Annotated in this window: 23 protein-coding genes; 10 read left to right on the top strand and 13 right to left on the bottom strand. The window is 62.7% G+C overall.

From position 1 onward, the window contains the following. Window positions 1-51: 51 nt before the first annotated feature. On the bottom strand, window positions 52-948 hold the full coding sequence (locus HF955_RS06590; RefSeq protein ID WP_291078767.1) for an AraC family transcriptional regulator: 897 nt from the start codon (window positions 946-948) through the stop codon (window positions 52-54). Window positions 949-1,082: 134 nt separating this feature from the next. Between HF955_RS06590 and HF955_RS06585 the strand changes: the two genes are divergently transcribed. Next, the gene (locus HF955_RS06585; protein ID WP_291078766.1) at window positions 1,083-1,838 is read left to right on the top strand and encodes an SDR family oxidoreductase; all 756 of its coding nucleotides are present in this window, start codon (window positions 1,083-1,085) and stop codon (window positions 1,836-1,838) included. A gap of 61 nt (window positions 1,839-1,899) precedes the next feature. On the opposite strand, the gene pnp is transcribed toward HF955_RS06585, so the two are convergent. From pnp to HF955_RS06550, 7 genes are all read right to left on the bottom strand, one after another. Beyond that, window positions 1,900-4,035, bottom strand: coding sequence for a polyribonucleotide nucleotidyltransferase (gene pnp, locus HF955_RS06580; protein ID WP_291078765.1), 2,136 nt, complete (start codon window positions 4,033-4,035; stop codon window positions 1,900-1,902). 69 nt (window positions 4,036-4,104) lie between these two features. After that, window positions 4,105-4,374 (bottom strand): 30S ribosomal protein S15, encoded by a 270-nt coding sequence (gene rpsO, locus HF955_RS06575; protein WP_027838265.1) that lies wholly within the window; start codon window positions 4,372-4,374, stop codon window positions 4,105-4,107. A gap of 373 nt (window positions 4,375-4,747) precedes the next feature. Next, a complete protein-coding gene (locus HF955_RS06570) occupies window positions 4,748-7,000 on the bottom strand; it encodes a TonB-dependent receptor (protein ID WP_291078764.1) in 2,253 nt (750 codons plus the stop codon). Between the two features lie 1,166 nt (window positions 7,001-8,166). Continuing rightward, the gene (locus HF955_RS06565; protein ID WP_291078763.1) at window positions 8,167-8,364 is read right to left on the bottom strand and encodes a hypothetical protein; all 198 of its coding nucleotides are present in this window, start codon (window positions 8,362-8,364) and stop codon (window positions 8,167-8,169) included. 106 nt (window positions 8,365-8,470) lie between these two features. Continuing rightward, the gene (locus HF955_RS06560; protein ID WP_291078762.1) at window positions 8,471-9,001 is read right to left on the bottom strand and encodes a Smr/MutS family protein; all 531 of its coding nucleotides are present in this window, start codon (window positions 8,999-9,001) and stop codon (window positions 8,471-8,473) included. Window positions 9,002-9,010: 9 nt separating this feature from the next. Then, window positions 9,011-10,234, bottom strand: a complete 1,224-nt coding sequence (locus HF955_RS06555) for an MltA domain-containing protein (protein WP_291078761.1) — start codon at window positions 10,232-10,234, stop codon at window positions 9,011-9,013. Between the two features lie 69 nt (window positions 10,235-10,303). Further along, on the bottom strand, window positions 10,304-10,918 hold the full coding sequence (locus HF955_RS06550; RefSeq protein WP_291078760.1) for a Tim44/TimA family putative adaptor protein: 615 nt from the start codon (window positions 10,916-10,918) through the stop codon (window positions 10,304-10,306). A 131-nt stretch (window positions 10,919-11,049) separates the two neighbouring features. On the opposite strand from HF955_RS06550, the gene secB reads away from it, so the two are divergent. Further along, window positions 11,050-11,568: a protein-export chaperone SecB gene (gene secB / locus HF955_RS06545; RefSeq protein ID WP_291078759.1), complete on the top strand. Its 519-nt coding sequence runs from the start codon at window positions 11,050-11,052 to the stop codon at window positions 11,566-11,568. Here the strand turns inward: secB and dnaQ are convergent, their stop codons facing one another. From dnaQ to HF955_RS06520, 5 genes are read right to left on the bottom strand one after another with little or no spacing between them, the layout of a single operon-like run. Then, window positions 11,569-12,270: a DNA polymerase III subunit epsilon gene (gene dnaQ / locus HF955_RS06540; RefSeq protein ID WP_291078758.1), complete on the bottom strand. Its 702-nt coding sequence runs from the start codon at window positions 12,268-12,270 to the stop codon at window positions 11,569-11,571. Next, a complete protein-coding gene (gene coaE / locus HF955_RS06535; RefSeq protein WP_027841149.1) occupies window positions 12,267-12,875 on the bottom strand; it encodes a dephospho-CoA kinase in 609 nt (202 codons plus the stop codon). The genes dnaQ and coaE overlap by 4 nt, the downstream gene beginning before the upstream one ends. Beyond that, the gene (gene aroE / locus HF955_RS06530; RefSeq protein WP_291078757.1) at window positions 12,872-13,687 is read right to left on the bottom strand and encodes a shikimate dehydrogenase; all 816 of its coding nucleotides are present in this window, start codon (window positions 13,685-13,687) and stop codon (window positions 12,872-12,874) included. Before aroE ends, coaE begins: the two co-directional genes overlap by 4 nt. After that, window positions 13,684-14,280: a Maf family protein gene (locus tag HF955_RS06525; protein WP_291078756.1), complete on the bottom strand. Its 597-nt coding sequence runs from the start codon at window positions 14,278-14,280 to the stop codon at window positions 13,684-13,686. Before HF955_RS06525 ends, aroE begins: the two co-directional genes overlap by 4 nt. Continuing rightward, window positions 14,277-15,122 carry a pyruvate, water dikinase regulatory protein gene (locus tag HF955_RS06520; protein ID WP_027841152.1) on the bottom strand — a complete coding sequence of 282 codons (846 nt, stop codon included), beginning with the start codon at window positions 15,120-15,122 and terminating at the stop codon, window positions 14,277-14,279. Before HF955_RS06520 ends, HF955_RS06525 begins: the two co-directional genes overlap by 4 nt. Before the next feature lie 349 nt (window positions 15,123-15,471). Between HF955_RS06520 and hemE the strand changes: the two genes are divergently transcribed. From hemE to HF955_RS06480, 8 genes are all read left to right on the top strand, one after another. Further along, window positions 15,472-16,503, top strand: coding sequence for a uroporphyrinogen decarboxylase (hemE, locus tag HF955_RS06515; protein WP_291078755.1), 1,032 nt, complete (start codon window positions 15,472-15,474; stop codon window positions 16,501-16,503). A gap of 6 nt (window positions 16,504-16,509) precedes the next feature. Beyond that, complete coding sequence (gene hemH, locus HF955_RS06510) at window positions 16,510-17,592, top strand: ferrochelatase (protein ID WP_291078754.1); 1,083 nt, start codon at window positions 16,510-16,512, stop codon at window positions 17,590-17,592. Beyond that, window positions 17,592-18,020, top strand: coding sequence for a CopD family protein (locus HF955_RS06505; RefSeq protein ID WP_291078753.1), 429 nt, complete (start codon window positions 17,592-17,594; stop codon window positions 18,018-18,020). Before hemH ends, HF955_RS06505 begins: the two co-directional genes overlap by 1 nt. A 153-nt stretch (window positions 18,021-18,173) precedes the next feature. Further along, window positions 18,174-19,463: a transcription termination factor Rho gene (gene rho, locus HF955_RS06500; RefSeq protein ID WP_367279755.1), complete on the top strand. Its 1,290-nt coding sequence runs from the start codon at window positions 18,174-18,176 to the stop codon at window positions 19,461-19,463. 16 nt (window positions 19,464-19,479) lie between these two features. Next, window positions 19,480-20,814 (top strand): tRNA uridine-5-carboxymethylaminomethyl(34) synthesis GTPase MnmE, encoded by a 1,335-nt coding sequence (gene mnmE / locus HF955_RS06495; protein ID WP_291078752.1) that lies wholly within the window; start codon window positions 19,480-19,482, stop codon window positions 20,812-20,814. A 68-nt stretch (window positions 20,815-20,882) separates the two neighbouring features. Further along, entirely contained in the window at window positions 20,883-22,748 is a 1,866-nt protein-coding gene (gene mnmG / locus HF955_RS06490; protein ID WP_291078751.1) for a tRNA uridine-5-carboxymethylaminomethyl(34) synthesis enzyme MnmG, read from the top strand. A 5-nt stretch (window positions 22,749-22,753) separates the two neighbouring features. Further along, entirely contained in the window at window positions 22,754-23,377 is a 624-nt protein-coding gene (rsmG, locus tag HF955_RS06485; RefSeq protein WP_291078750.1) for a 16S rRNA (guanine(527)-N(7))-methyltransferase RsmG, read from the top strand. After that, a complete protein-coding gene (locus HF955_RS06480; RefSeq protein ID WP_291078749.1) occupies window positions 23,364-24,176 on the top strand; it encodes a ParA family protein in 813 nt (270 codons plus the stop codon). The genes rsmG and HF955_RS06480 overlap by 14 nt, the downstream gene beginning before the upstream one ends. Window positions 24,177-24,180 lie beyond the last annotated feature (4 nt).

Here is a 24,180-nt window from a genome sequence, read left to right as displayed (position 1 = left end):
ACCCCTTGGCCTTTCAACGGATTATTGCGGCGGGCCGTGCCCGGAACGCAGTCAGCCCGCCACGGCATCAGGCCGCGCCCGCACGGCCCGGGCATCCTGCGCGGGCGGACGGCCGAACAGGCGTCCATATTCCCGCGTGAATTGCGGCACGCTTTCATAACCGACGGCATGGGCGGCCTGGCTTGCAGTGCGTCCATCCACCTGCATCAGGCGGCGCGCCTCGATCAGGCGCAATTGCTTCTGGAATTGGTGGGGCGACAAGGATGTGACAGCCCGGAAATGCTGGTGAAAGGACGACACGCTCATTCCGGCAATCGCGGCCAGATCCGCTACCGGCAGGGCCTGCGCATAGTCCCTGCGCAGGATGGCAACGGCCCGCCCGATCCGCTCCACATGGCCATCCGGCCAGCCCAGCCGCCGGATCGCGTCTCCATGACGCCCGGCCATCAGCCAGTAATGCATCTCCCGCACCAGCTGGTCCTGCAGGACTGGCAAGGTGTCCGGCCGGTCCAGCAGGCCGACCAGCCGCCTTGCCGCATCGGCCACTTCCCGGTCCGTCGGGTCCACTCGTACCGGCGCTCCGGAAGAAGTGCGCGCCGGCGGCATGTCCCCGGCCAGATCGGCGATCACGGACGGGTTGAGATCCAGCGCCAGGGAGAGATAGGGCCTCTCCCGGCTCGCCTGCGTGATCTGGCTCAGGGTCGGCACATCGGTCGTGATCAACAGGGAATCACCTGCCGAAAAGTCGAACACATCCGGGCCCGTCATCACCCGCTTGCTGCCCTGCAGGACAAGGCAGACCACAGGCTGCAGGATCAGGCGCTGCAACGCGGTCGGCCGGGTTGCCGTCATGATGACAAGGCCCGGGATCGGGGTTTCGGCGGTGCCATCAGCATCGGCATGGTCAGCCGCATAGTGCCGGGCGGCAGAAATCAGGGGATCGGTCATGGCCGTATCCTACCCCATCCAGCGTGTCATCGCATCCGAATTTGGAGGATCAGGCAAGAATTGGCGAGGTTCCGGCAACCGCGCGGCGGGCTTCGCTCCCACCTTCAGGCCATCACCCCCTACAGGAGACCGACATGCCCCCTCTCACCCTCGTCACTGGCGGCAGCCGCGGCCTTGGTCGCAACACCGCTCTCAGCATCGCACGCAAGGGCGGCGATGTGCTGATCACCTATCGCAGCCGCGCCGATGCCGCAGATGCCGTCATCACTGAAATCGAGGCGCTTGGCCGGAAGGCCCGCGCGCTCCAGCTCGACACGAGCGAGCTGACCCGTTTCCCCGCCTTTGCAGACAGCGTGAAGGCCGCGCTGCAGGAGACTTGGAACCGGTCCAGTTTCGATCATCTCGTCAACAATGCCGGCGAAGGCATCAATGCGCCGCTGGCAGAGATCCGTGAGGCACAGTTCGACACGCTCTTCTCCGTACATGTGAAAGGCGTGCTGTTCCTGACCCAGGCCCTGCTGCCCCTGATCGCGGATGGCGGGCGGATCGTGAACATCTCGTCCGGGCTGACGCGGTTCACATATCCCGGCTATGGCGCCTATGCCGCCGCCAAGGGCGCGGTCGAAGTGCTCACCCGCTACATGGCCAAGGAACTCGGCCCGCGCGGTATTTCCGTGAACACGGTCGCCCCGGGCGCGGTGGAAACAGACTTTGGCGGCGGCGTGGTGCGCGACACGCCCGGCCTGAACCAGCAGATTGCTGCCATGACCGCGCTGGGCCGGGTCGGCCTGCCGGAGGATATCGGCCCGGCCATCGCCAACCTTCTGGCCCCGGACAATCACTGGATCACCGCACAGCGCATCGAAGTGTCCGGCGGACAGGGCCTGTAATCTCCAACAAAAAAGGCCGCCCGGTAGGGCGGCCTTCTGCAATTAGTGGGTGGGGAGAGGGCTATTCCTCTTCGCCGCCTTCGTCCTTGGAGATTTCCTTGCCGGTCTCCTGATCGACAACTTTCATGGACAGGCGCACCTTGCCGCGATCGTCAAAGCCCATCAGCTTGACCCAGACCGTGTCGCCTTCCTTCACCATGTCCTTCGGATGGTTCACGCGCTCATTCGCCATTTGCGACACATGCACGAGGCCGTCCTTCGGACCGAAGAAGTTCACGAAGATGCCGAAATCCTTCAGGCCAACAACTTTGCCTTCATAGATCTCGCCAACTTCCGGCTCTGCGACGATCTCCTTGATCATCTTCAGCGCCTTGTTGATCGACTCCTTGTCGAGCGCGGACACCTGAACGGTGCCATCATCATCAATGTTCACCTTGGCACCGGACTCTTCCACGATACCGCGGATGACCTTGCCGCCGGAACCGATCACGTCACGGATCTTGTCGGTTGGCACCTTGATGATTTCCATCTGCGGGGCGTTGTCAGACAGGCTGTCGCGGGACGTATCCAAGGCTTTCGCCATTTCACCGAGGATGTGCATGCGGCCACCGCTTGCCTGGGCAAGGGCTTTTTCCATGATGTCCTTGGTGATGCCGGCCACCTTGATGTCCATCTGAAGGCTGGTCACACCAGCTTCCGTTCCGGCTACCTTGAAGTCCATGTCGCCGAGATGATCCTCGTCACCGAGAATGTCGGACAGCACAGCAAAGTCCTCGCCTTCCAGGATCAGACCCATGGCGATGCCCGAAACCGGGCGCTTCACGGGCACACCGGCATCCATCATGGCGAGGGAGCAGCCACACACGGTCGCCATGGAAGACGACCCGTTGGACTCGGTGATCTCCGACACGAGACGGATCGTGTACGGAAATTCCGAATGCTCCGGCAGGACCGCCTGAAGCGCGCGCCAGGCCAGCTTGCCGTGGCCGATCTCGCGGCGGCCAGCGCCGCCCATGCGGCCGGTTTCGCCGACAGAGTATGGCGGGAAGTTGTAGTGCAGCAGGAAGCGTTCCTTGCGGGTGCCGTCCAGGCTGTCGATGAATTGTTCGTCATCGGACGTGCCCAGCGTGGCCACACAGATCGCCTGCGTCTCGCCGCGCGTGAACAGGGCGGAGCCATGCGTGCGCGGCAGGAAGCCGGCCTCGGCCACGATCGGGCGGACCTGATCCAGGTTCCGGCCGTCGATGCGCTTGCCCGTCTTGATGATGTCGCCACGGACAACGGCGGCTTCGGCTTCCTTGAAGGCGGCCTTGAAGGTTTCGCCGGTCATTTCGCCCGGGGCGTCCTCGGTGCCGACCAGAGCCTCTTTCGCCTTGTCACGCGCTTCGCCGACAGCGGCCTGGCGCTGCAGCTTCTCGGTGATCTTGTAGGCGGCGGAGAGATCGTCGCCGACCAGTTTCTGGATCGCGGCAACCGCGTCGGAATGGTCGACCGGTGCGAAGTCGAACGGTTCCTTGGCGGCCTGCTCGGCCAGCTCGATGATCGCATCGATCACCGGCTGCATGGCCTCATGGCCAGCGACCACGGCGCCCAGCATCACCTCTTCGGACAGTTCCTTGGCTTCCGATTCCACCATCATCACGGCGTCGGCGGTGCCGGCCACGACGAGGTCCAGTTCGGACTCTTCCAGATCCATCACGGACGGGTTGATCAGGTATTCGCCATCCTTGTAGCCGACGCGGGCAGCGCCGATCGGGCCCATGAACGGGGCACCGGACAGGACGAGCGCGGCAGAGGCGCCGATCATGCCCAGAATGTCCGGATCATTCTCGAGGTCATACGAGATCGCCGTCAGCACGACCTGGACTTCATGCTTGAAGCCCTTGACGAACAGCGGACGGATCGGACGGTCGATGAGGCGCGAGGTCAGCGTCTCTTTCTCGGTCGGGCGGCCTTCACGCTTGAAATAGCCGCCGGGGATCCGGCCCGACGCGTAGTATTTTTCCATGTAGTTGACGGTCAGGGGGAAGAAGTCCTGACCCGGTTTTGCTTCCTTGGCATAGACGGCCGTGGCGAGGACGCTCGTGTCCCCATAGGTCACCATGACGGCGCCATCGGCCTGGCGGGCCACCTGGCCCGTTTCGATCGTCAGCGTGCGGCCGGCCCATTCCAGCGACACGGATTTCTTGTCAAACATCAAACAGTCTTTCTTTCACATACGAAAAGCCCGCCGCGGCCCTATGCCCGGCGGGCTTGTTTTGTCGGCCTAGCGGCGGATGCCCAGGGCCTCGATGAGGGTCTTGTAACGCGCCTCATCCTTCTTCTTGGTGTAGTCAAGCAGCTTCCGGCGGGTGGCAACCATGGCCAGGAGCCCGCGGCGGGAGTGATTGTCTTTCTTGTTCGTCTTGAAGTGTTCGGTGAGGTTGTTGATCCGTTCGGTCAGGATCGCGACCTGCACTTCGGGAGAGCCGGTGTCGCCAGGCTTGGTGGCGAACTTTTCGATCAGCTCTTTTTTCTTCTCAGCGGTAATCGACATCGAATATCTTTCATGTGATCGCCTTGCGGCGGGTTTCGTCTAAACGCCTGAATTGGCGGGGTTTTCGGGTGAGTATCTGCAGCTCCAGGCCACGGCCGGGATGTCGTCCAGCCGGGTCAGAACCCGATATCCCACCACAAGGGGCGGCTTATGGCTCATTTTCCCCCGAAATGAAAGGCCTTCAGGTGAGGTTTGGCGCAAAAGCCCGGATCTCTGGAATGAGGCTTCGAATTGGGTGCACCCTCCTCTCCGCTCACCCCTGCGAAGGCAGGGCCCCATCTCCAACTGCACCGCCAAGCGCTTCAGGAGATGACGGGAGATGGATACCTGCCTTCGCAGGCATCTTCGGTATGGGAGCGCGCCCCTATCCCCCCTAAAACTTCACCTCAAGCCCGAACAGGATCTCCTGCGGCTTGCCCGGGCGCAGGCCGGCGGGGTCGATCGAGGCGACATAGGTTTCGTCGAACAGGTTCTCGGCCTTCACGCGCAGGCGCAGCGTGTCGGTGAGGTCCATCCAGGCCGCCGCATCGACCAGCCAGCGCGCATCGATCCGCTCGCCCGCCGGAATGGCGCCCTGCCCGGCCCGCGCGCGGGCTTCGGAAACATGATTGGCCGAGAGATCCACACCCCAGCGGCTTGCCTCGATGCCCGCCATCAGCGTGATCTGCTGGTCGGAGACATAGGGCAGCTCATCGCCCGCCTCGACATCGCCCCAGGGCTCATAGCTGCTCTCGAAGGCCGACTGGAACTCCGCATCGGTCCAGGTGTAGACCACGCCGACCGGCAGGGAGAGCGAGGTGTCGAACAGTTTCGCCGCATCCCAGCTCGCCGTCAGCTCCAGGCCCATCACGTCCACCTCGCCACCATCGAACTGATCGCCGATGGTGCAATTGCCGCCGGATGAGGCCGTGCAGGTGCCGAGCAGATTGGAATAGTCGTTGAAGAAGGCAATCGCCTCCACATCCAGCCCGTTCCGGGAAAAGCGCCCACCGGCCTCCCAGTTCACGCTTTCCTCGGCGTCGGCGTCAGTCGCGCCGGGGCTGGCAATCGCAAAGCCGCGATGCACGCCGGCCAGCAGGGTCAGATCATCATTCAGTTCGTAAAGCGCACTCAGGCCCGGCACGACCACCTGGTCGTCCAGCGTGCGCACACGGGTCGGCCCGTCGGCGCGGGTTGGGTCTGCGGTGGAATAATCCTCCCGCGTCAGCTCATAGTCCTCAAAGCGCATGCCGCCCGTCACGGTCAGCCTGTCCAGTGTCACCCGGTCCTGAATGAACACGGCCACCGCCTCGCCGCTGGAAACGCGGTTGGCATTGCTGCCGGCGGCCCCGGCCGTGGTCAGCGCCAGCGCGCCGCCTGCCAGACGATAGGCATCTTCCTTCTGGAACCGGTCTTCCTCATCCTGGTGCAGGCGCACGCCGAAGGTCACATCATGATCCAGCCCGCCCAGATCGGTCTGCCAGTTCAGCGTCGACTGGATGCCTTCGCTGGAATAGGCGCGCTGATTGGCGCGATAGACGATGGAATTGTCGAGGCTCACCGCCCCCGTGATCAGGGCATATTCGGCCGCATAGGTGACCGGATCGCCCAGGATGGACGAAATGCCGACATCGCCGCTCGATCCCGTACCGGCCGCATTGATGCCCTGCAACTTGTACCAGTTGCGGGCAAATTCGTGCGAATAGGCAATCGTGGTCAGGCTCAGCGTCGGCGAGACCTCGATCTTGTGGGTCAGCTGGAACAGCTCATTCTCGCCCCGGAACACATCATCGGCGCTGGCATCATAGCGCCGGTCGGGATTGGCGCGGAAATCTTCCAGAGTCAGGCCCAGATAGGTCTCGTTGGAGGTCTCTTCGCGCGTCTGGTATTTCAGCTCCACGCTTTGCGGCATCGGACCATCGCTCTTGTAGGCGCCGATCTTCAGCATCAGATCATCGGCGTCGAACCCGGTCGGGCCGCCATTGTCCAGCTCCTTGAAGCCATCGGTCTCGTCGGTGAACACCTCGATCAGGCCGCCCAGCTGCCAGCCTGCGCCCACATCTGCGCGCCCGCCGGTCCAGGCATGCACACGCTGGCGGTCATTCGTGCCGAAGAAGGCCTGCGCAAAGCCGCTCATCTCGGTCGGCACCGGCGTGGAGAACAGGTTCAGCGCGCCCCCCGTCGTGCGCGGGCCATACAGGATCGCGGCCGGGCCCTTGGTCACTTCCACCGCGCTCATCCGCGCCGTGGTCGGGAAGTAATAGGCCGACGGGGAGGCGTAGGGCGCCGGCGAGATCGGCACGCCATCTTCCATCAGCACGATGCGGGACGACCGATCCGAGCCGGACCCGCGCAGGCCGATATTCGGGCGCAGGCCATAGCCATCCTCTTCCTGGATGTTCACACCCGGCACCACGCGCAGCACGCGCTGGATGTCGCTCTGCGCCTGTGCCGACAGGTCGGCATCGGTCAGGAAGGACACAGACCCCGCCACCTCGTCCACCGCATCAGACGATCCGGTCACGACAATGGTCGACAACAGCGTATAGGGGTTCTGCTCGCCCGGCTCGGTCGCGGAATCCGCATGGGAGGCGAGCGAAACCAGCGCAGTGGAGGCCAGAAGCACAGACAGACGGGAAAACGGCATGAGGGATACCTGTTTTGAAATTGAGAATGAATTGCGCGCTGTCTAGCGGCACATTCTGCTCCGGATCAATGTGCATGTGACATTCACTCGCAGAAACTTGCCGCTGATGTGACATCCCTGCCACGCTTCGAGGGATCAGCGAATGCACTGCATTCGCCCCGAGAAGGCCCAAGCGCAAGCGCAGGGCACCGGGGCCCCGTGCGGCCGGCTCCGCATCGTTTCAGCAAGAGCCCCCGGCCTCAGCCGGGGACACGGTGTTGGAGGATGGAGATCAGTCTCTCCCCCTGGCGTCACCCCCGACGCGCAGCGTCTGGGGGCCCATCACGGAACGACGCCACGGAGCACGCCACACGCAATCGCGGGGATCATGCCCAATCGTCCCCTTTCTCCGCATCTCCGGCGTACGCCGGAGCCTCCCTCGGCTGGCTCCGCGCCCTTACCGCACGAGACCCCGGCCTCCGCCGGGGACACGGTGTTGGGGGATGGAGATCATGCTCTCCCCCCGCAGGCCCCTGCGAAGGCAGGGGCCCATCTCCTGCTTCCTCCTCAAGCGCTTCAGGCGATGGCGGGAGATGGATACCTGCCTGCGCAGGTATCTCCGGACCAGCTGAATCCGGCGCACAGCCCCTCATGCGATGATGGTCATCTGCCCTTCCGGGAGCCGGATCAGGTACCGTTCTGGTCGGGAGGGCAGGGACAGGAGGGTGCGGGCCGGAGCAGCGGTCCGGTCCGCACCTAGGCAGGTCAGGCCAGGGTGAGCCGGGGAAGCCCGGTAGGGAACCCGCCTCGTCCGGCAGCCCGGGAGACATCCCCGGATGGACTTCCCGTGTGAAAAGCACGGAAGACCCGTTTGCGCGGCGCCGGTAACGAAGACCCGGGACCATGGGCCCCCATGAGGGTGTCCCGCTGAAGACCCTGTCCGGCGCGGCGGGCGGTAACGCTCCATTCCGTAGCCTTGTTCAGTTCCAGGCGGAGCGCCACGGCGCCCGCCGCGCCATGGCTCTGTTGGGGCCGGTTGTTGGATCCCCGGATGGCGAAAGCCAGTCCGGCCAAACGTGCAGGAGGAACCGAAAATGAACACCGCACCTCTTCTCCTCCCCCGCTTGCGGGGGAGGTGGCAGGCGGCGCAGCCGGCTGACGGAGGGGGAAATCCCGACCAGCCCGACTCACACAACAAAAAGGACATTCCCATGCCAAGACGCAAAGCCCGCCATCGCAATTCCTTCGGAGTCTCGCGACTTCCGGTCCTGCACCTGCAATCCCATCGCACCATTGTCAGACATCTGCGTCGACTGGTCGCCGGAAAGCCCTGGCTGGATCCGATCGTGGACGCCTTCGAGACCGATCCCACGCACAATCTTCATGTGCCCAACCAGCTCATCTGGGAATCCGGACCGGAGGCGGAAGCGGAAGCAGAAGCGGAAACGATGCGGCGCCTGGAAGAATTGTCGGCCAGCCTGCGCAAATCCCTCAGCGGCGCAGGAACAGATAAAACGCCCCTGCCCCCCCATGACGCGCATGCGCCTCGGAATAGCCTGACACAAACTGACTTGCCTCCGGCCCCTGAACCCAGTCCAGGAAATTCCGGCGAAGCACCCCCTCGCCCCCGCGCCCTTTACCTGTGATCACCAGCACGCAGCGCGCGCCATCGGCGCGGCTGCGAGCCAGGAAGTTGCGCAGGAGGGCATCGGCCGAAGCCTGGGTATGGCCATGCAGATCGATCCGGCCGGCCAGTTCCAGCCGGCCTCGCTTGACCCGTTTTTCGCCCTTGCGGTCCGCCGCGCGGGCTGTGCGCCGGACAGGTTTTTCCACCTGGCCCGAAGCGGCCAGAAGGCTGCTGGCCGAAGAAGACCGCGGCCGCGTCGGGGACACCGGTTCGCCTGCTTCCAGCGCGCGTTCAAAATCTTCCAGACCGTCCCGGGCCGGGCCGATCGGCTTGATCGTGCGGGCCACACGTGCCCAGGCACGCGATTCTTCCGGGGTCAGGCGGCGGTCGGTCATGGCCGAAATCTAGGGCGCGCCGGCATGGAACCCAAGCGAGGCGACATCCGCGCCCTGCAGCCGGTCGGCCACGGCCCGCGGCAGGAACACCCACAGCCGGCCCGGTGCATTCATTGTTCCGGCCCGTTCGCCCGCCTCCGGCCCGGTGCCGAAATAGAGATCGCCGCGCACGGCGCCCTTGATCGCCCCGCCGGTATCCTGCGCAATCAGCATTCCGGCCCAGTCCCCCCCCAGGCCGGGCGCGGTCGTCTGCACATACATCGGCACGCCGAGGGGGTGGATATCGGTATCCACTGCCATGGAGGACAGCGGTGTCAGCGGCACGCCCTGCGCGCCTTCAGGGCCCAGATTCGGGTCCCCTTCCGGCAAGGCACGGAAGAATACGAAGCGCGGATTCTGGTTCATCGCCAGCCGTGTCTCGATCGGTCCGGCCCGGTCCATCCAGGCCCGGATGCCCTGCATGCTCGCCTCTCCGGCCGTGATGCGCCCGGTCTCCATCAACCAGTTGGCGGTGGATTTGAACGGATGCCCATTATGCGCCGCATAGGCCGCGCGCACGGTCCGCCCATCCGGGAATTTCAGCCGGCCGGAACCCTGGATCTGCAGGAAGAACACATCGGCTGGATGTGCATAGGCGATGGCCGAGACGCCATTCGTCGTGATCTCCGCCCGGGACGGATAGGGCCGCGTACGGCCATCGCGCAGGCGCTGTTTCGGGCTCGCCCCGTTCGGCACAAGGTCGGCCGGCAGCGCCGGGACGGGCTCGGTGAAGGGCGGCGTCGGCGTGTAGCGCGCTTCATAAAGCGGCTCGAAATAGCCGGTGAACCGGCTCTTGCCGGCCGGATCGATGATCTCGACCGGTGTGAACAGGGCTTCGAGGATCTGCCGCGCGGTGGCATCGTCCACCGCCTCATTCACCGCGTCACAGGCCGGGAGCCATTCCGCCACATGACCGGCCCAGGGCGCGACATTGGCCAGATAGTCCCCGGCGGACCGGTCCTGCAGCTTCACGCAGGACCGCTTGAATGCGCTCAATGGCAGTTCGATGGGCGCGGTGTCCCAGCCTGGCAGGTCAAGGAAGCTGGCAGGCCGTTCAATCGCTGCCGGCGGCAATGGCGTGGTGTCCACCGGGCGGGTCGGAGCGGGCACCGGAACCGGGGCGGGCGGTGGCGGCGCAGACTGGCACGCGGCCAGAACACAGGCGCTGGCAAGCAGGAGGAGACGGCGAAGCATGCCGCCGCTTATGGAATGGAAACCGGTTGGCTGTCACGCCCCAAAGGGGCGCTTTCTTGTGGGCCGGGCCTATTTGGCCTCTTCGACGTCATCAAGGATCCAGTTGGGATCATTTGCGGTCACATTGCGCATGAAGGCCCACAATTCCCTGGCCGTCCGCGTCGTTTCGCCGTCACCCAGTTCGGCTTCGTACCGCACCCAGATGCGGGCCGTGTCACCGTCCATTTCCGCGCTCTCGATCTCGGCCCGTCTGATGCGCAGCAATTCGAATGCCTTGCCATTGGTGGCTTCGCGTTCACCAATCGCATGGTCCCAGGCCTCGTAGACGTCATCGTCCAGCAAGGGACGCAGCGCCGCGCGGTCCCCTTCGGCAAAGGCCGTGACGATCATCGTATAGGCCGCTTTCGCGCCCCGCATGAAGCCCGGCTCGGTGAAGCTGTTGTCGGCAGTGTAGATGTCTTCGAGACCGCCCGCTGCAGGACCCGTAAAGATCGGCCGTTCGGCCTCCGCGCCCGCCAGCGGCACATCGGCAGGGCCGGTGTCGACCGGACGGGGCTTGGCCGTCGGCTCCGTGCGCTGCATGGGAGAATTGTCCTCGCCGCGTCCCAGAACCGTATAGAGACGGAACAGGACAAACAGCGCGATGGCGGCAAGAATGACAACCTCAATCACGGGATCAAACATGAACGCGTATATTCCTCCGGCGCTTTGCGTAATAGCATAGATAGGGCCAACGCCCGCGCGATGCCAGTCATCCGTTGCGCGTTACCGGGTCACATGCTACCCGCGCGGCTTCAGTTTCAGGGAGTACCAGCATGACAGATGCCAGCGCACCGCAAAACCCCCAACCGCAGGGAACGCCCCCGCAAGGCCCGGCCATGCGGGTGCTCGGCCAGTACATCAAGGACCTCTCCTTCGAGAATCCCGGCGTCGGTCCGGTCCAGTCCCAGCCGAACATCGATCTTGGCATTGATGTCGGCGCCACGCCGCATGCCGATGGCAATGGCCTGTATGAAGTGTCGCTGAAACTCTCCGCCAAGGCGACGGCAGAACAGTCTGTCCTGTTTATCTGCGAGCTCGACTATGCCGGCCTGTTCCAGATCCAGAATGCCCAGCAGGGCCAGATGGAACCAATGCTGCTGATCGAATGCCCGCGGCTGCTGTTCCCGTTCGCGCGCCGCATCATCGCCGAGATCACGCGGGAAGGCGGATTCCCGCCGCTGCTGATCGATCCGGTCGACTTCGTCCAGCTCTACCAGTCGCAGTATCAGCGCGCGGCGGCCGCTGGCGGCAATCCCCCGGCCGCGCCGGCTGGCGAAACCGGCCAGGCCTGATCAGCCGACCTTTTTCCAGATCGCGTCCTCGCCCAGACTGTCCACAAAGGCGGAATGGGCGGCGCGCTCTGGATCCGTGAGCAAGGCCGCCATCGGCTCCGGACGCTGCCTGGCATTCCGTTTGCGCTCGCCCCGGCTGCGGTCATTTTCGGTCTCGAACGAGAAGGCATGGGCACGGCCGCCCAGCAATTCCAGATACACCGCCGCCAGCAACTGGCTGTCCAGCAGCGCGCCGTGAAACGTCCGGCTTTCCAGCGAGATGTCGAACCGGCGGCACAGCGCATCGAGATTGGCCGGGGCGCCCGGGAATTTCTTCCGCGCGATCATGGCCGTATCAACCCAGCGGATTTCCGGGATCGGTGCCCGGCCGCATTTCTCCAGCTCCATGTTCAGGAAGTTCCGGTCAAACCCGGCATTGTGCGCGACAAGAATGGCATCGCCGATGAACTCCAGAAACGCGTCCACAACTGAAGGGTGTTCGAAGAAGGGAGCGTCCTTCAGGTCGTCATCGGTGATCCCGGTAATCCGGACCGTGTCCTCGGAAACCGACCGCTTGGGGTTGATCAGGGTCCGGAATGTACGCCCGGTGGGAATATGGTTGATCATCTCCACCGCGCCCAGTTCGATGATCCGGTCTCCTTCCAGATGGTGCAGGCCGGTCGTCTCGGTATCGAACGCAATCTCGCGGATGTCGTCGCTCATGAATTTGCCTCCTCGACCTTGCGGTTCATCAGCGCCACGATGGCGCGCACACAGTCTGCAGCATACGCGAAACCGTGGGCCGTCGAGATGATAAAATCAGCCCGTGCCCGTTTTTCCGCATCCGGCATCTGCCGTCCAAGAATGTTCTGGAACGTCTCTTCGTCCATCCCGGGTCGTGACAATACGCGTTCCCGCTGCACGTCGGCGGGGGCCGTGACGACGGTGACATAGTCGCAATAGGCATATCCTCCGGCTTCATAGAGCAGCGGAATGTCCAAGACGACCATCGCGGCCCCTGCTTCCCGGGCCGCATCGCGGAACCGCTTTTGCGCATCGCCGGCCAGGGGGTGCACGATCGCCTCCAGTCGCTTCATCGCATCCGCATCGTCCAACACGCGGTCCCGCAATTTCATCCGGTCGATCGCCCCGTCCACCGACACGCCCGGAAAGGCCGCCTCGACCGGTGCCACCGCCGCGCCGCCCTCGGCGTAGAGCGCATGCACGGCCGCGTCGGCATCATAAACCGGCACGCCTTCATCCCGGAACAAACCCGCCGTGGCAGACTTGCCCATGCCGATCGAACCCGTCAGGCCAAGAATGATCATGACGTCGCCTCCACCAGTTTCCGGCACCGTGCCAGCGCGCCCTGCATGTCCGGAAGAATGCCGAACCACATTTCGAAACTGAATGCTGCCTGCGCCACCAGCATGCTCAGCCCGTCCAGCGGCTTCCACCCGGCGGCTTCGGCCCGTCCCAGCATGGCCTGCGCCGGCTTGCCATAGGAGATATCGTAGAAGGTCCGCAGTTTGCCTTCGGGCAAATCCAGCGCCTGTCCTGTCTGTCCGATGCTCAATGTATTGATGACGAGATCCGCTTTGCCCATTTCTGCCGGCGCATGCTCCAGGCTGCGAATATCCGCCTTGATGTTCAGATGCCTGACCAGTTCCTCTGCACGCGACTCCGTGCGATTGCAGATCGTAAGGGTTGCGCGCATGTCCGACAAGGCGAGCGCCACGGCGCGGGCAGCCCCCCCTGCCCCGAGGAGGCAGACATTCTGGTCGGCAATGTCGATGTTCGCTTGCGCCAGGGCTTCGGTGAATCCCGGCGCGTCCGTGTTCTCGGCCAGCCAGCCGCCGGTCTTCAGGCGTACGAGCGTGTTGGCTGCACCGATGCGGCGGGCCGCATCGCTTGTTCCTTCGGCCAGCTCAATGGCGGCCTCCTTGTGCGGCGACGTCACATTCAGGCCAAGCGCCTTCCGCGCCTCCAGCGTTGCAAGGCCGTCCGCAAATTGACCTTTCGGAATGTGCAGGGCCTCATAGGTCGCATCCAGATCGTGCTCGCGGATCCAGGCATTGTGGATGACGGGCGACAGGGAATGACTGATCGGATCTCCGACGACACCGTAGAGTTTCGTCATGACATCAACACTCCCCGCGTCCGCAAATAATCCAGAAGCGGCAGCAATGGCAGGCCGAGAATGGAGAAATAATCTCCCTCGATGCGCGTGAACAATTGGGCACCGAGCCCTTCGAGCTGGTAGGCTCCCACTGTGGACAGAAGCGGATCGCCCACTGTGTCGACATAGGTTTCGATGAATGGCCCGCTCAGGGGACGGACCGTCAGCCTTGGCCGCGCAAGATGGCGCCAGACCGGCTTGCCATCCTCGCAGATCACGATGGCGGTTTCCAGCGTGTGGACCTTCCCGGACAGCTTTCGAAGATGATTCCTGGCATCTTCCAGATTGACGGGCTTGTCGAACGCTTCCCCGTCCAGCGACAGCATCTGGTCACATCCAATGACCAGTCCCTGCTCGCGCATCGACACCTTGACGGATTTCAGTTCGGCAAGCTGCATCGCCTGGTCACGAACAGACATGCCGTCCGCCCGGAAGGCAGCCTTGGCCGCGTCCTCGTCAACATTCGGCTTGACCGTATCCGCTTCAACCCCGGCCGACGCCAGTACCGCGCGGCGGCTCTGACTGCCCGAGGCCAGGACAATGCGCTGGCTCATAGATGCTGGTTCCGTTCGTTCAGCAGATTGAGGATCGCCGCAGCCGTTTCCTCCACGGACCGGCGGGACACATCAATCGTCTTCCACTTGTTGCGCTGGAACAGGCGATTGGCCTGCGTGACCTCTTCGCGCACTGCCGCCTCGTCGGCATAGATTGTGTGCTCATCCTCCTGAAGAGAGATCAGCCGCTGACGCCGGATCTGCACGAGCCGCTCGGCGCTGATCTTGAGGCCGACGATCAACGGACCTTTCGGTCCCAGTTCCTCGACGAACCCCGGCAATGGAACACCCGGCACAAGCGGAATGTTGCCCGCCTTCACCTTGCGGTTCGCCAGATAGACACTGGTCGGCGTCTTCGAGGTCCGGCTCACGCCGAGAAGGATGACATCGGCATTGCGCAAACCGTCTACGTTCTGACCATCATCATGGGCGAGTGTGAAATTGATCGCTTCCATGCGTTCGAAATAGTCATCATCAAGTGCATGCTGACCGGCGACGATCCGATTGGCAGACACGCCAAGATGACGGCCGAGCATGGCAACGGAGGCATCCAGCACCGGCAGGGTGGATACGCCGCGTTCGCGGCAGAATGCTTCCAGTTTCGAACGCAGGGTCTCGTCGGAGATAGTGTACCAGACCACCCCCGGCGCCGCCTCGATCTCGCGCATCACGCGTTCCAGCTGACGTTCGGACCGAACGAGATAGTAATTGTGCTCCAGGGGTTGCACATTCTGGAACTGCGCACAGGCAGCCCGCTGAATGGCATTCAGGGTTTCTCCTGTGCTGTCGGAAACAAGGTGCACATTGAAATAGATGCTGAGTCGGGTGGGCGGCTTGTTCATGGCTCCTGTCTTGCCGAGGTTGGCGCAACACACAAGACCTGTGACTCCTCTGTGGATAACCAATCTTCCCCAAAAGGATTCACAATCGAGTCACAAGCCACGAATCCGACTCCGGCAGAATCCCCTTTCGTTCGCCCCTGTGACTCCCGCTGGGGCATTAACCCATCGTTAACCCCGATGGAATCGACAGTTAACGAAACCTTACCGGCGTGCGACACCCTGTGACTCGCCTGTGGATTTAGCTGGACAATTCCTGTGAGTGGCCTTTCTCCACGAATTACACGGTCTAATAGTCATAAGCGCCCTGACGGGCTTTGTTTTTGTTTTGGGATGGAAGGGGGCCAGGGGCATGAGCGCCAAGCCTAAGCTGATTCAGGTACTTGAGGGACAACCGGTCTCACCGCCTCCGGTATGGATGATGCGGCAGGCCGGTCGCCACCTGCCCGAATATCTCGAGCTGAGAGCACGGGCGAAGGACTTCCTTGATTTCTGCTACACACCATCGATGGCGGCCGAGGCAACGCTCCAGCCGATACGACGTTACGGGATGGACGGGGCCATTCTGTTCGCCGATATCCTGCTGATACTCGATGCCATGGGTCTGGGCGTGAAGTTCGAGAAAGGCGTTGGGCCGATTGTCCAGCAGATCGAGACGGCATCAGATCTGGCAAGTGTCCCGCCCCAGCAGGCAGCCGATCGGTTGTCTCCTGTCTACGAAACCGTCTCGCGCGTGAAAGCGGCCTTGCCGGCAGAGGCAGCGCTCATTGGATTTGCCGGGTCCCCGTGGACAGTCGGGCTCTATGCCATTGAGGGGCGCGGCAAGACCGACAAATCCATGGCCTGGCGCTGGGCGCATGGAAAGCCGGACGAACTTGCTGGCGTGCTCGATCGGATCAGCGATGCGACGGCCTATTACATGGCGGCGCAGGTCGAGGCCGGGGCAGACGCCCTGATGCTGTTCGACAGCTGGGCCGAGGGGTTGCCGGACAATATCTTTCGCGAAGTCATCATCAAGCCAACGCAGAAACTGGTTGCCCGCTTGCGCAAGATGGGGATCGACGTGCCCATCATCGGCTTTCCGCGCGGTGCGGCTGCCATGTTGCCGGAATATGTGGAAACGACCGGCGTGACCGCTGTGGGTCTCGACACAGCCGCAGTGCCGTCATTCGTCAATGCGGCGCTGCCCGCCGGATTTCCGGTACAGGGACATCTTGACCCACTGCTGCTGATTGAGGGGGGTGAGAGACTCGACGCTCGCGTGCGGGAACTTATCTCTGCCTATGAAGGTCGTCCCCATATCTTCAATCTGGGGCATGGGATCCGGCCGGAGACTCCCATCGCGCATGTTGAGCGTGTGCTGGACATCATTCGAAAGGGCTAGGGCATCATGGGCCGGAAGATCGCTGTTGTACTGTTCAATCTGGGCGGACCGGATTCCGACAAGACGGTGCGGCCATTCCTGAAGAATCTGTTTCGCGATCCGGCCATCATCGGTGCACCTCTGCCCGTTCGCTGGTTCCTTGCGCGTCTGATTTCGACGACCCGCGCTCCTTCGGTGAAGAAGAATTATGCCATGATGGATGCGGGTGGCGGATCGCCCTTGTTGCCGGAAACGGAAAAGCAGGCCGCCGCGCTGACCGCGGCGCTGGCTGCCAAGCTTCCTGATGACGAGGTCAGATGTTTCATCGGCATGCGCTACTGGCATCCCTTCACCGAGGAAGCTGCGGCAGATGTGAAAGCCTGGGGCGCCGACGAGGTGATCCTGTTGCCGCTCTATCCGCAGTTTTCCACAACGACGACCGGGTCTTCCCTGACGGCGTGGAACAGGGCCTACAAGGGGCCGGCCAAGACGATCTGTTGCTATCCTTTTGCCGAAGGGCTGATCACGGCGCATGTCGACCGTATCATGGAGGCCCATCGTGCAGCGGGCGAACCCGGCAATGTCCGTTTGCTCCTGTCGGCACATGGCCTGCCGGAAAAGATCGTGAAGGATGGTGATCCCTATCAGTGGCAGTGCGAGACGATGGGCGACATGCTAGCCGCCCGCGTCCCGGCGGATTGGGAAGTCGTTCCCTGCTACCAGTCTCGTGTCGGTCCGCTCAAATGGATCGGCCCGCCGACGGAAGAGGAAATCGAGAAAGCCGCGAAGGAGGGAAAGAACATCCTCATCGCGCCAATTGCGTTCGTGTCCGAGCATATCGAGACCCTGGTCGAACTGGGCGAGGAATACCGGCTCGTGGCGGAGGAGCATGGCGCTGCCAGCTATACACGCGTCGAAGCACTGGGCGTGCATGAGGAATTCATCGACATGCTGCGCGATGAAGTGCTCAGCGCGCTTCGGGAAGACCTGCCGATCCGGTCCTGTGCCGGGTCCCGCCTCTGTCCGGGAGACTGGAAGAATTGTCCGAATCGGCTGCCGCATCCGAAAGCGGGTGAACGGGTCAATCCGGTCAGCAAGGAAACTGCCTGATGCTGTATCTCTGGGTCAAAGCGCTTCACATCATCTTTGTGATCGCACTGATGGGCGGCTTGCTCGTCTATCCCCGCTACAAGATACATCAATTGTCCAGCCAACCCGGCGAGCCCCTGTTCGAAACGATGAAGACAGCGTCGGACCGGCTGCGCAAGATCATTCTCAATCCCAGCCTGGTCCTGGTCTGGGTGTTCGGCATCACCATGCTGGTCATGAACCAGTCCCTGCTCGGCGAAGCCTGGATGCATGTAAAGCTGAGCCTTGCCCTCATCCTGTCGGGTCTGCACGGATATTTCATCGGCATTGGAAAGAAGATTGATCGCGGCGTGGACACGGTTACGGCCCGGCGCCTTCGCATGATGAACGAAGTGCCATTCCTGTTGATGATCGGCATTGTCATCATGGTGATCGTGCGCCCGTTCTAGGACACTGCCGCATCCCGGCGCTTGACGTTTCAGGCCATCTGCCCCCATATGCCGGAAAACCGCCGCGCTGTCCTTGCGCAGGCGAAGAACTCCCAAACGACAAAATCCGGCTTCCGACACACCATACGGCAGCCCCTTATCCGGATATCCCCCATGGCATCTTCCATGCTTGACGACATCACCAGTGTGAAACTCAGCGATTTGAAGGCGAAGTCGCCGGAAGAGTTGCTGGCCTATGCCGAAGAGCTGGAAATCGAGAATGCCTCCTCGATGCGGACGCAGGACATGCTGTTTGCCATCCTGAAGGAGCTTGCCGACAGTGAAGTGGAAATCACCGGCCAGGGCGTGCTGGAAGTGCTCACCGACGGGTTCGGGTTCCTGCGCTCGCCGGAATCGAACTACCTGCCCGGGCCGGACGATATCTATGTCAGCCCGGAAGTGCTCAAGAAGGGCAATATCCGCACCGGTGATACGGTGGAGGGCCCGATTGTCGCGCCGCAGGACAATGAGCGCTACTTTGCCCTGACGGACGTGTCCCGGATCAATTTCGAGGAACCGGACAAAGCCAACAAGAAGGTCCATTTCGACAACCTCACCCCGCTCTATCCCGAAGAGCGCCTGCGGATGGAAAGCCAGGATCCGACCCGCAAGGACCGGTCCGGCCGCGTGATCGATATTGTCGCCCCGATCGGCAAGGGCCAGCGTGCCCTGATCGTTGCCCCGCCGCGGACCGGTAAGACCGTTCTGCTGCAGAACATTGCCTCGGCGATCGAGGAAAACCATCCGGAATGTTACCTGATCGTCCTTCTGATTGACGAACGTCCAGAAGAAGTCACCGACATGCGCCGCACGGTGAAGGGCGAAGTTGTGGCCTCGACCTTTGACGAACCGGCAACCCGCCACGTTCAGGTGGCTGAGATGGTGATCGAGAAAGCCAAGCGCCTCGTTGAACACAAGCGTGACGTGGTCATCCTGCTCGACTCGATCACGCGTCTCGGCCGCGCCTACAACACGACCGTGCCGAGTTCCGGCAAGGTGCTGACCGGCGGTGTGGACGCCAATGCCCTGCAGCGTCCGAAGCGCTTCTTCGGTGCGGCCCGGAATGTCGAGAATGGCGGCTCGCTGACCATCGTGGCGACCGCGTTGATCGATACCGGCAGCCGGATGGACGAAGTCATCTTCGAGGAGTTCAAGGGCACCGGTAACTCCGAAGTCGTGCTGGATCGCAAGATTGCAGACAAGCGGACCTTCCCGGCCATCGACATCATGAAATCGGGCACGCGGAAGGAAGAGCTGATCACGCCAGCCGACCAGCTGTCGAAGATCTATATCCTGCGCCGCATCCTCGGACCGATGGGCACGAATGATGCGATCGACTTCCTGCTCGACAAGTTGCGCCAGACGAAGAACAATGACGAGTTCTTCGAAGCGATGAAGAACTAGCGGAGAGAGCGTGGCCATGAGCGAGCGCGACACGATCTGCGCCCTCGCCTCGGGCCAACCCCCTGCCGCCATCTGCATCATCCGGCTCTCCGGAGACCGGATCTGGAAACTGGCGGGCGCCCTGCTTGACTGCGGACTGCCCGAGCCCCGCCGCGCCACCCTGACCCGGTTCCGCGATGAAGACGGTCATCTCATCGATGAAGGGATCGTCGTCTTCATGCCGGGCCCCCACTCCTATACGGGTGAGGATACGCTGGAGCTCTACCTGCATGGTGGCCCGGCCGTAATCAACCATGCAATCAGTACACTGACAAGAGAGCCTGGTGTCCGGTTGGCTGAGCCGGGCGAGTTCACACGCCGCGCCTTCGAGGCGGGCAAGATCGACCTGACCGAGGCAGAAGGTGTCGCTGACATCATCGAAGCCGAGACAAACGCGCAGAAAGCCCAGGCGCTGCGTCAGCTGTCCGGCGGTCTGACCCAGCAGTATGACCAGTGGCGTGCGGAATTGACGGGCATTCTCGCCCTGATCGAGGTGGCAGTCGATTTCCCGGACGAGGACGACGCGCCGGAAGAAACCACCGCGCCGGTCCTGCGCAAGCTGGGCGCGCTGATCTCAGACATGGAAGCTGCTCTGGGCGATCGCGGAATTGGCGAGAAGATCCGCGATGGATTCCGTATCGCCATTATCGGCGCACCGAACGCCGGCAAGTCCACCCTGCTCAACAGGCTGGCAGGGCGTGAAGCGGCCATTGTGACATCCCTGCCAGGCACCACGCGGGACGTGATCGAGATCCGGCGGGTGATGGGTGGCCAGATTGTCTGGATCTCGGACACGGCCGGTCTGCGCGAGACGGAAGACGAGATCGAAGCCGAGGGGGTCCGCCGGGCTCAGAAAGTCGCGGCGGAAGCGGACCTGCGGGTTTTCATGGTTGATGGCAGCGCCCCCGACCCGGGTGTGCTCACCTCCCCATACCGCCTGCCGACAGATATGGTGGTGGTAAACAAGGCGGATGCCGATCTCGCGGAAAACCTGCCTGCGCATGATTTCCGGATCTCTGCCAAAACCGGCGATGGCGTCGAGACGCTCGAGCGCGCCCTGTCGGAATTCATATCCGCCAGAGCGGCATCCGTGGAAGCACCGGTGATCACCCGGGCGCGCCACCGGGCCCGTCTGGTCGAAGGCCTGGCCTGTCTCGTGGCAGCGCGCGACGCGCTGGAACTCGGCACCGGCGCCGAGCTTGCGGCAGAGGATGTGCGCATGGCCATCCGTCATTTGGGCTCCGTCATTGGCGTGGTCGGTGTGGAAGATGTGCTCGGCGCGGTGTTCTCGGAATTCTGCATCGGCAAATGACCCCTAGGGTTTGGGACGCCGAGCCGCTATATAGCGCCTTTCTGAAACTCCGGACCTGAAGCAGCGCCATGAGCGAGACAAACCAATTTGATGTGATCGTCGTCGGCGGCGGTCATGCCGGCTGCGAAGCTGCGGCAGCTTCCGCGCGCACGGGTGCACGCACGGCGCTTGTCACGCACAAGCGCGCAACGATTGGCGAAATGAGCTGCAATCCCGCGATTGGCGGGCTCGGCAAGGGCCATCTCGTGCGCGAGATTGATGCGCTCGATGGCCTGATGGGCCGCCTGGCAGACAAGGCCGGCATCCAGTTCCGCATGCTGAACCGCTCCAAGGGTCCGGCCGTCTGGGGCCCCCGGTCCCAGATCGATCGAAAACTCTATCGCGAGGCGATGCAGGCCGAACTGGCGGACTATCCCAACCTCGTCGTCATCGAGGATGGCGCCGAGGACCTCGTCATCGAGAACAATCACGTCGCCGGTGTCATCGGGCTGACGGGTGAAACCTATCGCGCACCGTCTGTCGTCATCACGACCGGGACGTTTCTGAAGGGCATGATCCATATTGGAGACAAGCGCATTCCCGCTGGCCGGGTTGGCGAAGCGCCGGCCATTGGCCTGTCGGACCGCCTGTATGGCCTCGGCTTGCCGATGGGCCGCCTGAAAACCGGCACACCGGCGCGCCTCGACGGTCGTACCATTGCCTGGGACCGGCTGGAAATGCAGCCTGCCGACGAGTCGCCCATTCCGTTTTCCTATCTTACAGACGAGATCACGGTACCGCAGGTCCAGTGTGGCATCACCTGGACCACGCCGGAAACCCACGCCATCATTGGCGGTAACATCGCCCAGTCGGCCGTCTATTCCGGAGCGATTGCCGGGCGCGGTCCGCGCTATTGTCCGTCCATCGAGGACAAGGTTCATCGCTTTGCGGACAAGGACCGGCACCAGATATTCCTTGAGCCGGAAGGCCTGGACGACCACACCGTCTATCCGAATGGCATTTCGACATCTCTTCCCGAGGATATTCAGGAAGCATTCCTGCGGACCATCCCCGGTCTGGAGACGGCGAATATCCTGCAATACGCCTATGCCATCGAATATGACTATGTCGATCCGCGCGCCCTGTCCTCGGCGCTCGAGGTCCAGGCCCTTCCCGGTCTGTATCTGGCGGGCCAGATCAATGGAACGACCGGATATGAGGAAGCCGGCGCGCAGGGCCTGGTCGCGGGCCTGAATGCGGCCCGTGCGTCCGCCGGACGGGATCCGGTGATTTTTGATCGGGCCGAGGCCTATATCGGGGTCCTGATCGATGATCTGGTGACGCGGGGTGTGACCGAGCCCTACCGGATGTTTACATCGCGCGCCGAGTATCGCCTCGCGCTTCGGGCCGATAACGCCGATCAGAGACTCACCGAGAGGGGTATCGCCGCCGGATGTGTCGGGTCATACCGGGCAGAAGTGTTTCACGTGAAACACGCGGCGCTCGAGACTGCCCGGTCACGCCTCCAATCGCTGACCCTATCTCCGGCCAAGGCGGCCCAGGCCGGATGGTCCGTCAATCAGGATGGACGCGTCCGGTCGGCATGGGAGTATCTGTCCTACAAGGACATCGATCTCGCCGCGTTGACCCGGATTTGGCCCGATCTGTCCGACATTCCGGAGGAGATTGCCACCCAGATCGAGATCGAGGCGCTCTACGCGTCTTATCTGGCCCGTCAGGCGGAAGATGTCGCGGCGCTGCGCCGTGATGAGGATCTCGTCATTCCGGCCGATCTAGATTATTCCGGCATCGGGGGGCTCTCCAATGAAGTCCGGCAAAAGCTCGAAGCCGTCCGGCCAACCACGCTGGGCCAGGCCGGACGGATCGAAGGGGTTACGCCCGGCGCGCTCACGGCGCTTCTCGGATATGTTAAGCGCCGCAAGAAAGCCGGTTAACGCTCATGATGAATTCTGACGACCGCGCGGCCTTTCTGGCCGAATTCGATGTTTCACGTGAAACATCGGAAAGATTGGACACCGTCATCTTAACCCTTGATGCGTGGCGAAAGCGGTCAAATCTGATCGGACCGCGTGAATGGCCTCAGATCTGGTCGCGCCATGTGGCCGATTCCTATCAGATCCTTCCGCATATCCCGGAAACCGCGAACTGCGTGGATCTCGGCTCCGGCGCCGGTTTCCCGGGACTTGTCATCTCGGCGGCGCGTCCGAAGGGTCATGTCACCATGATGGAAAGTGTCGGGAAGAAATGCGCCTTCCTTCGCGCCGCGATTGATGCCGCCGGTCTGAATGCATCTGTCTATCAGGGGCGAATCGAGGCCGCGCCGCCGTCAGACGCGGACATCGTCACCGCCCGGGCGTTTGCGCCGCTGCCCAAACTTCTGGAATACGCGTGGCCATGGATGAAAAACGGGGCAATGGGGGTATTCCTGAAGGGCGAACGCTGGAATGAGGAATTGACGGACGCCCGGCAAAGTTGGAACTTCGCGTATGAGGCGATTCCAAGTCGCACTGGTGGGTCAGGCGTGATCTTGATCGTGAGGGAGCTCAAACGTGGCAGACGGTAAACCCAGAATCTTTGCAGTCGTGAACCAGAAAGGCGGCGTCGGAAAGACGACCACGTCGATCAATCTCGGTACGGCCCTGGCCGCCGTCGGGCGCCGGGTCCTGATCGTCGATTTCGATGCCCAGGGCAACGCCTCGACCGGACTTGGCATCGAGCGTCAGGATCGCCACCAGACGTCCTACGATATTGTCGTCGACCAGATTCCGCTGGAAGAGGCCGTGCTCTCCACGATCGTGCCCCGACTGGACATCGTTCCAGGCGACGAGAATTTGTCCGGCGTGGAAACCGAACTGGCCAGCGACGCCCGCCGGTCCTACAAGCTTCGCGACGCGCTGCATGCCTATACCGAACGGTCGATGCATGGCGATGTCGTGAAGTATGACTACATTCTCATTGATTGCCCGCCATCGCTGTCATCGCTCACGCTGAATGCCATGACGGCGGCCGATGCGCTTCTGGTTCCGCTTCAGTGTGAGTTCCTGGCGCTTGAAGGACTCAGCCAGTTGCTGAGGACGGTGGATGTCGTCCGGTCCGGCCTGAACCCCAATCTGGAAATCCAGGGCGTGGTTCTCACCATGTATGACCGCCGGAACAATCTGTCCGACCAGGTCGCCGACGAGGTCCGCGCCTTTTTCGGCGCCAAGGTCTACAATACGGTCATCCCGCGCAATGTCCGCTTGTCCGAGGCACCATCCTTCGGAAAGCCGGCGCTGCTCTATGATTATCGCTGCCCGGGCAGCGAAGCCTATATCCGCCTCGCATCCGAAGTCCTGCAGAGAGAGAAGGCCCGCGCGGCCTGACCGA

The organism is Hyphomonas sp. (genome assembly GCF_017792385.1).
Lineage (GTDB): Bacteria > Pseudomonadota > Alphaproteobacteria > Caulobacterales > Hyphomonadaceae > Hyphomonas.
This window is presented reverse-complemented; position numbering and strand designations above follow the sequence as displayed.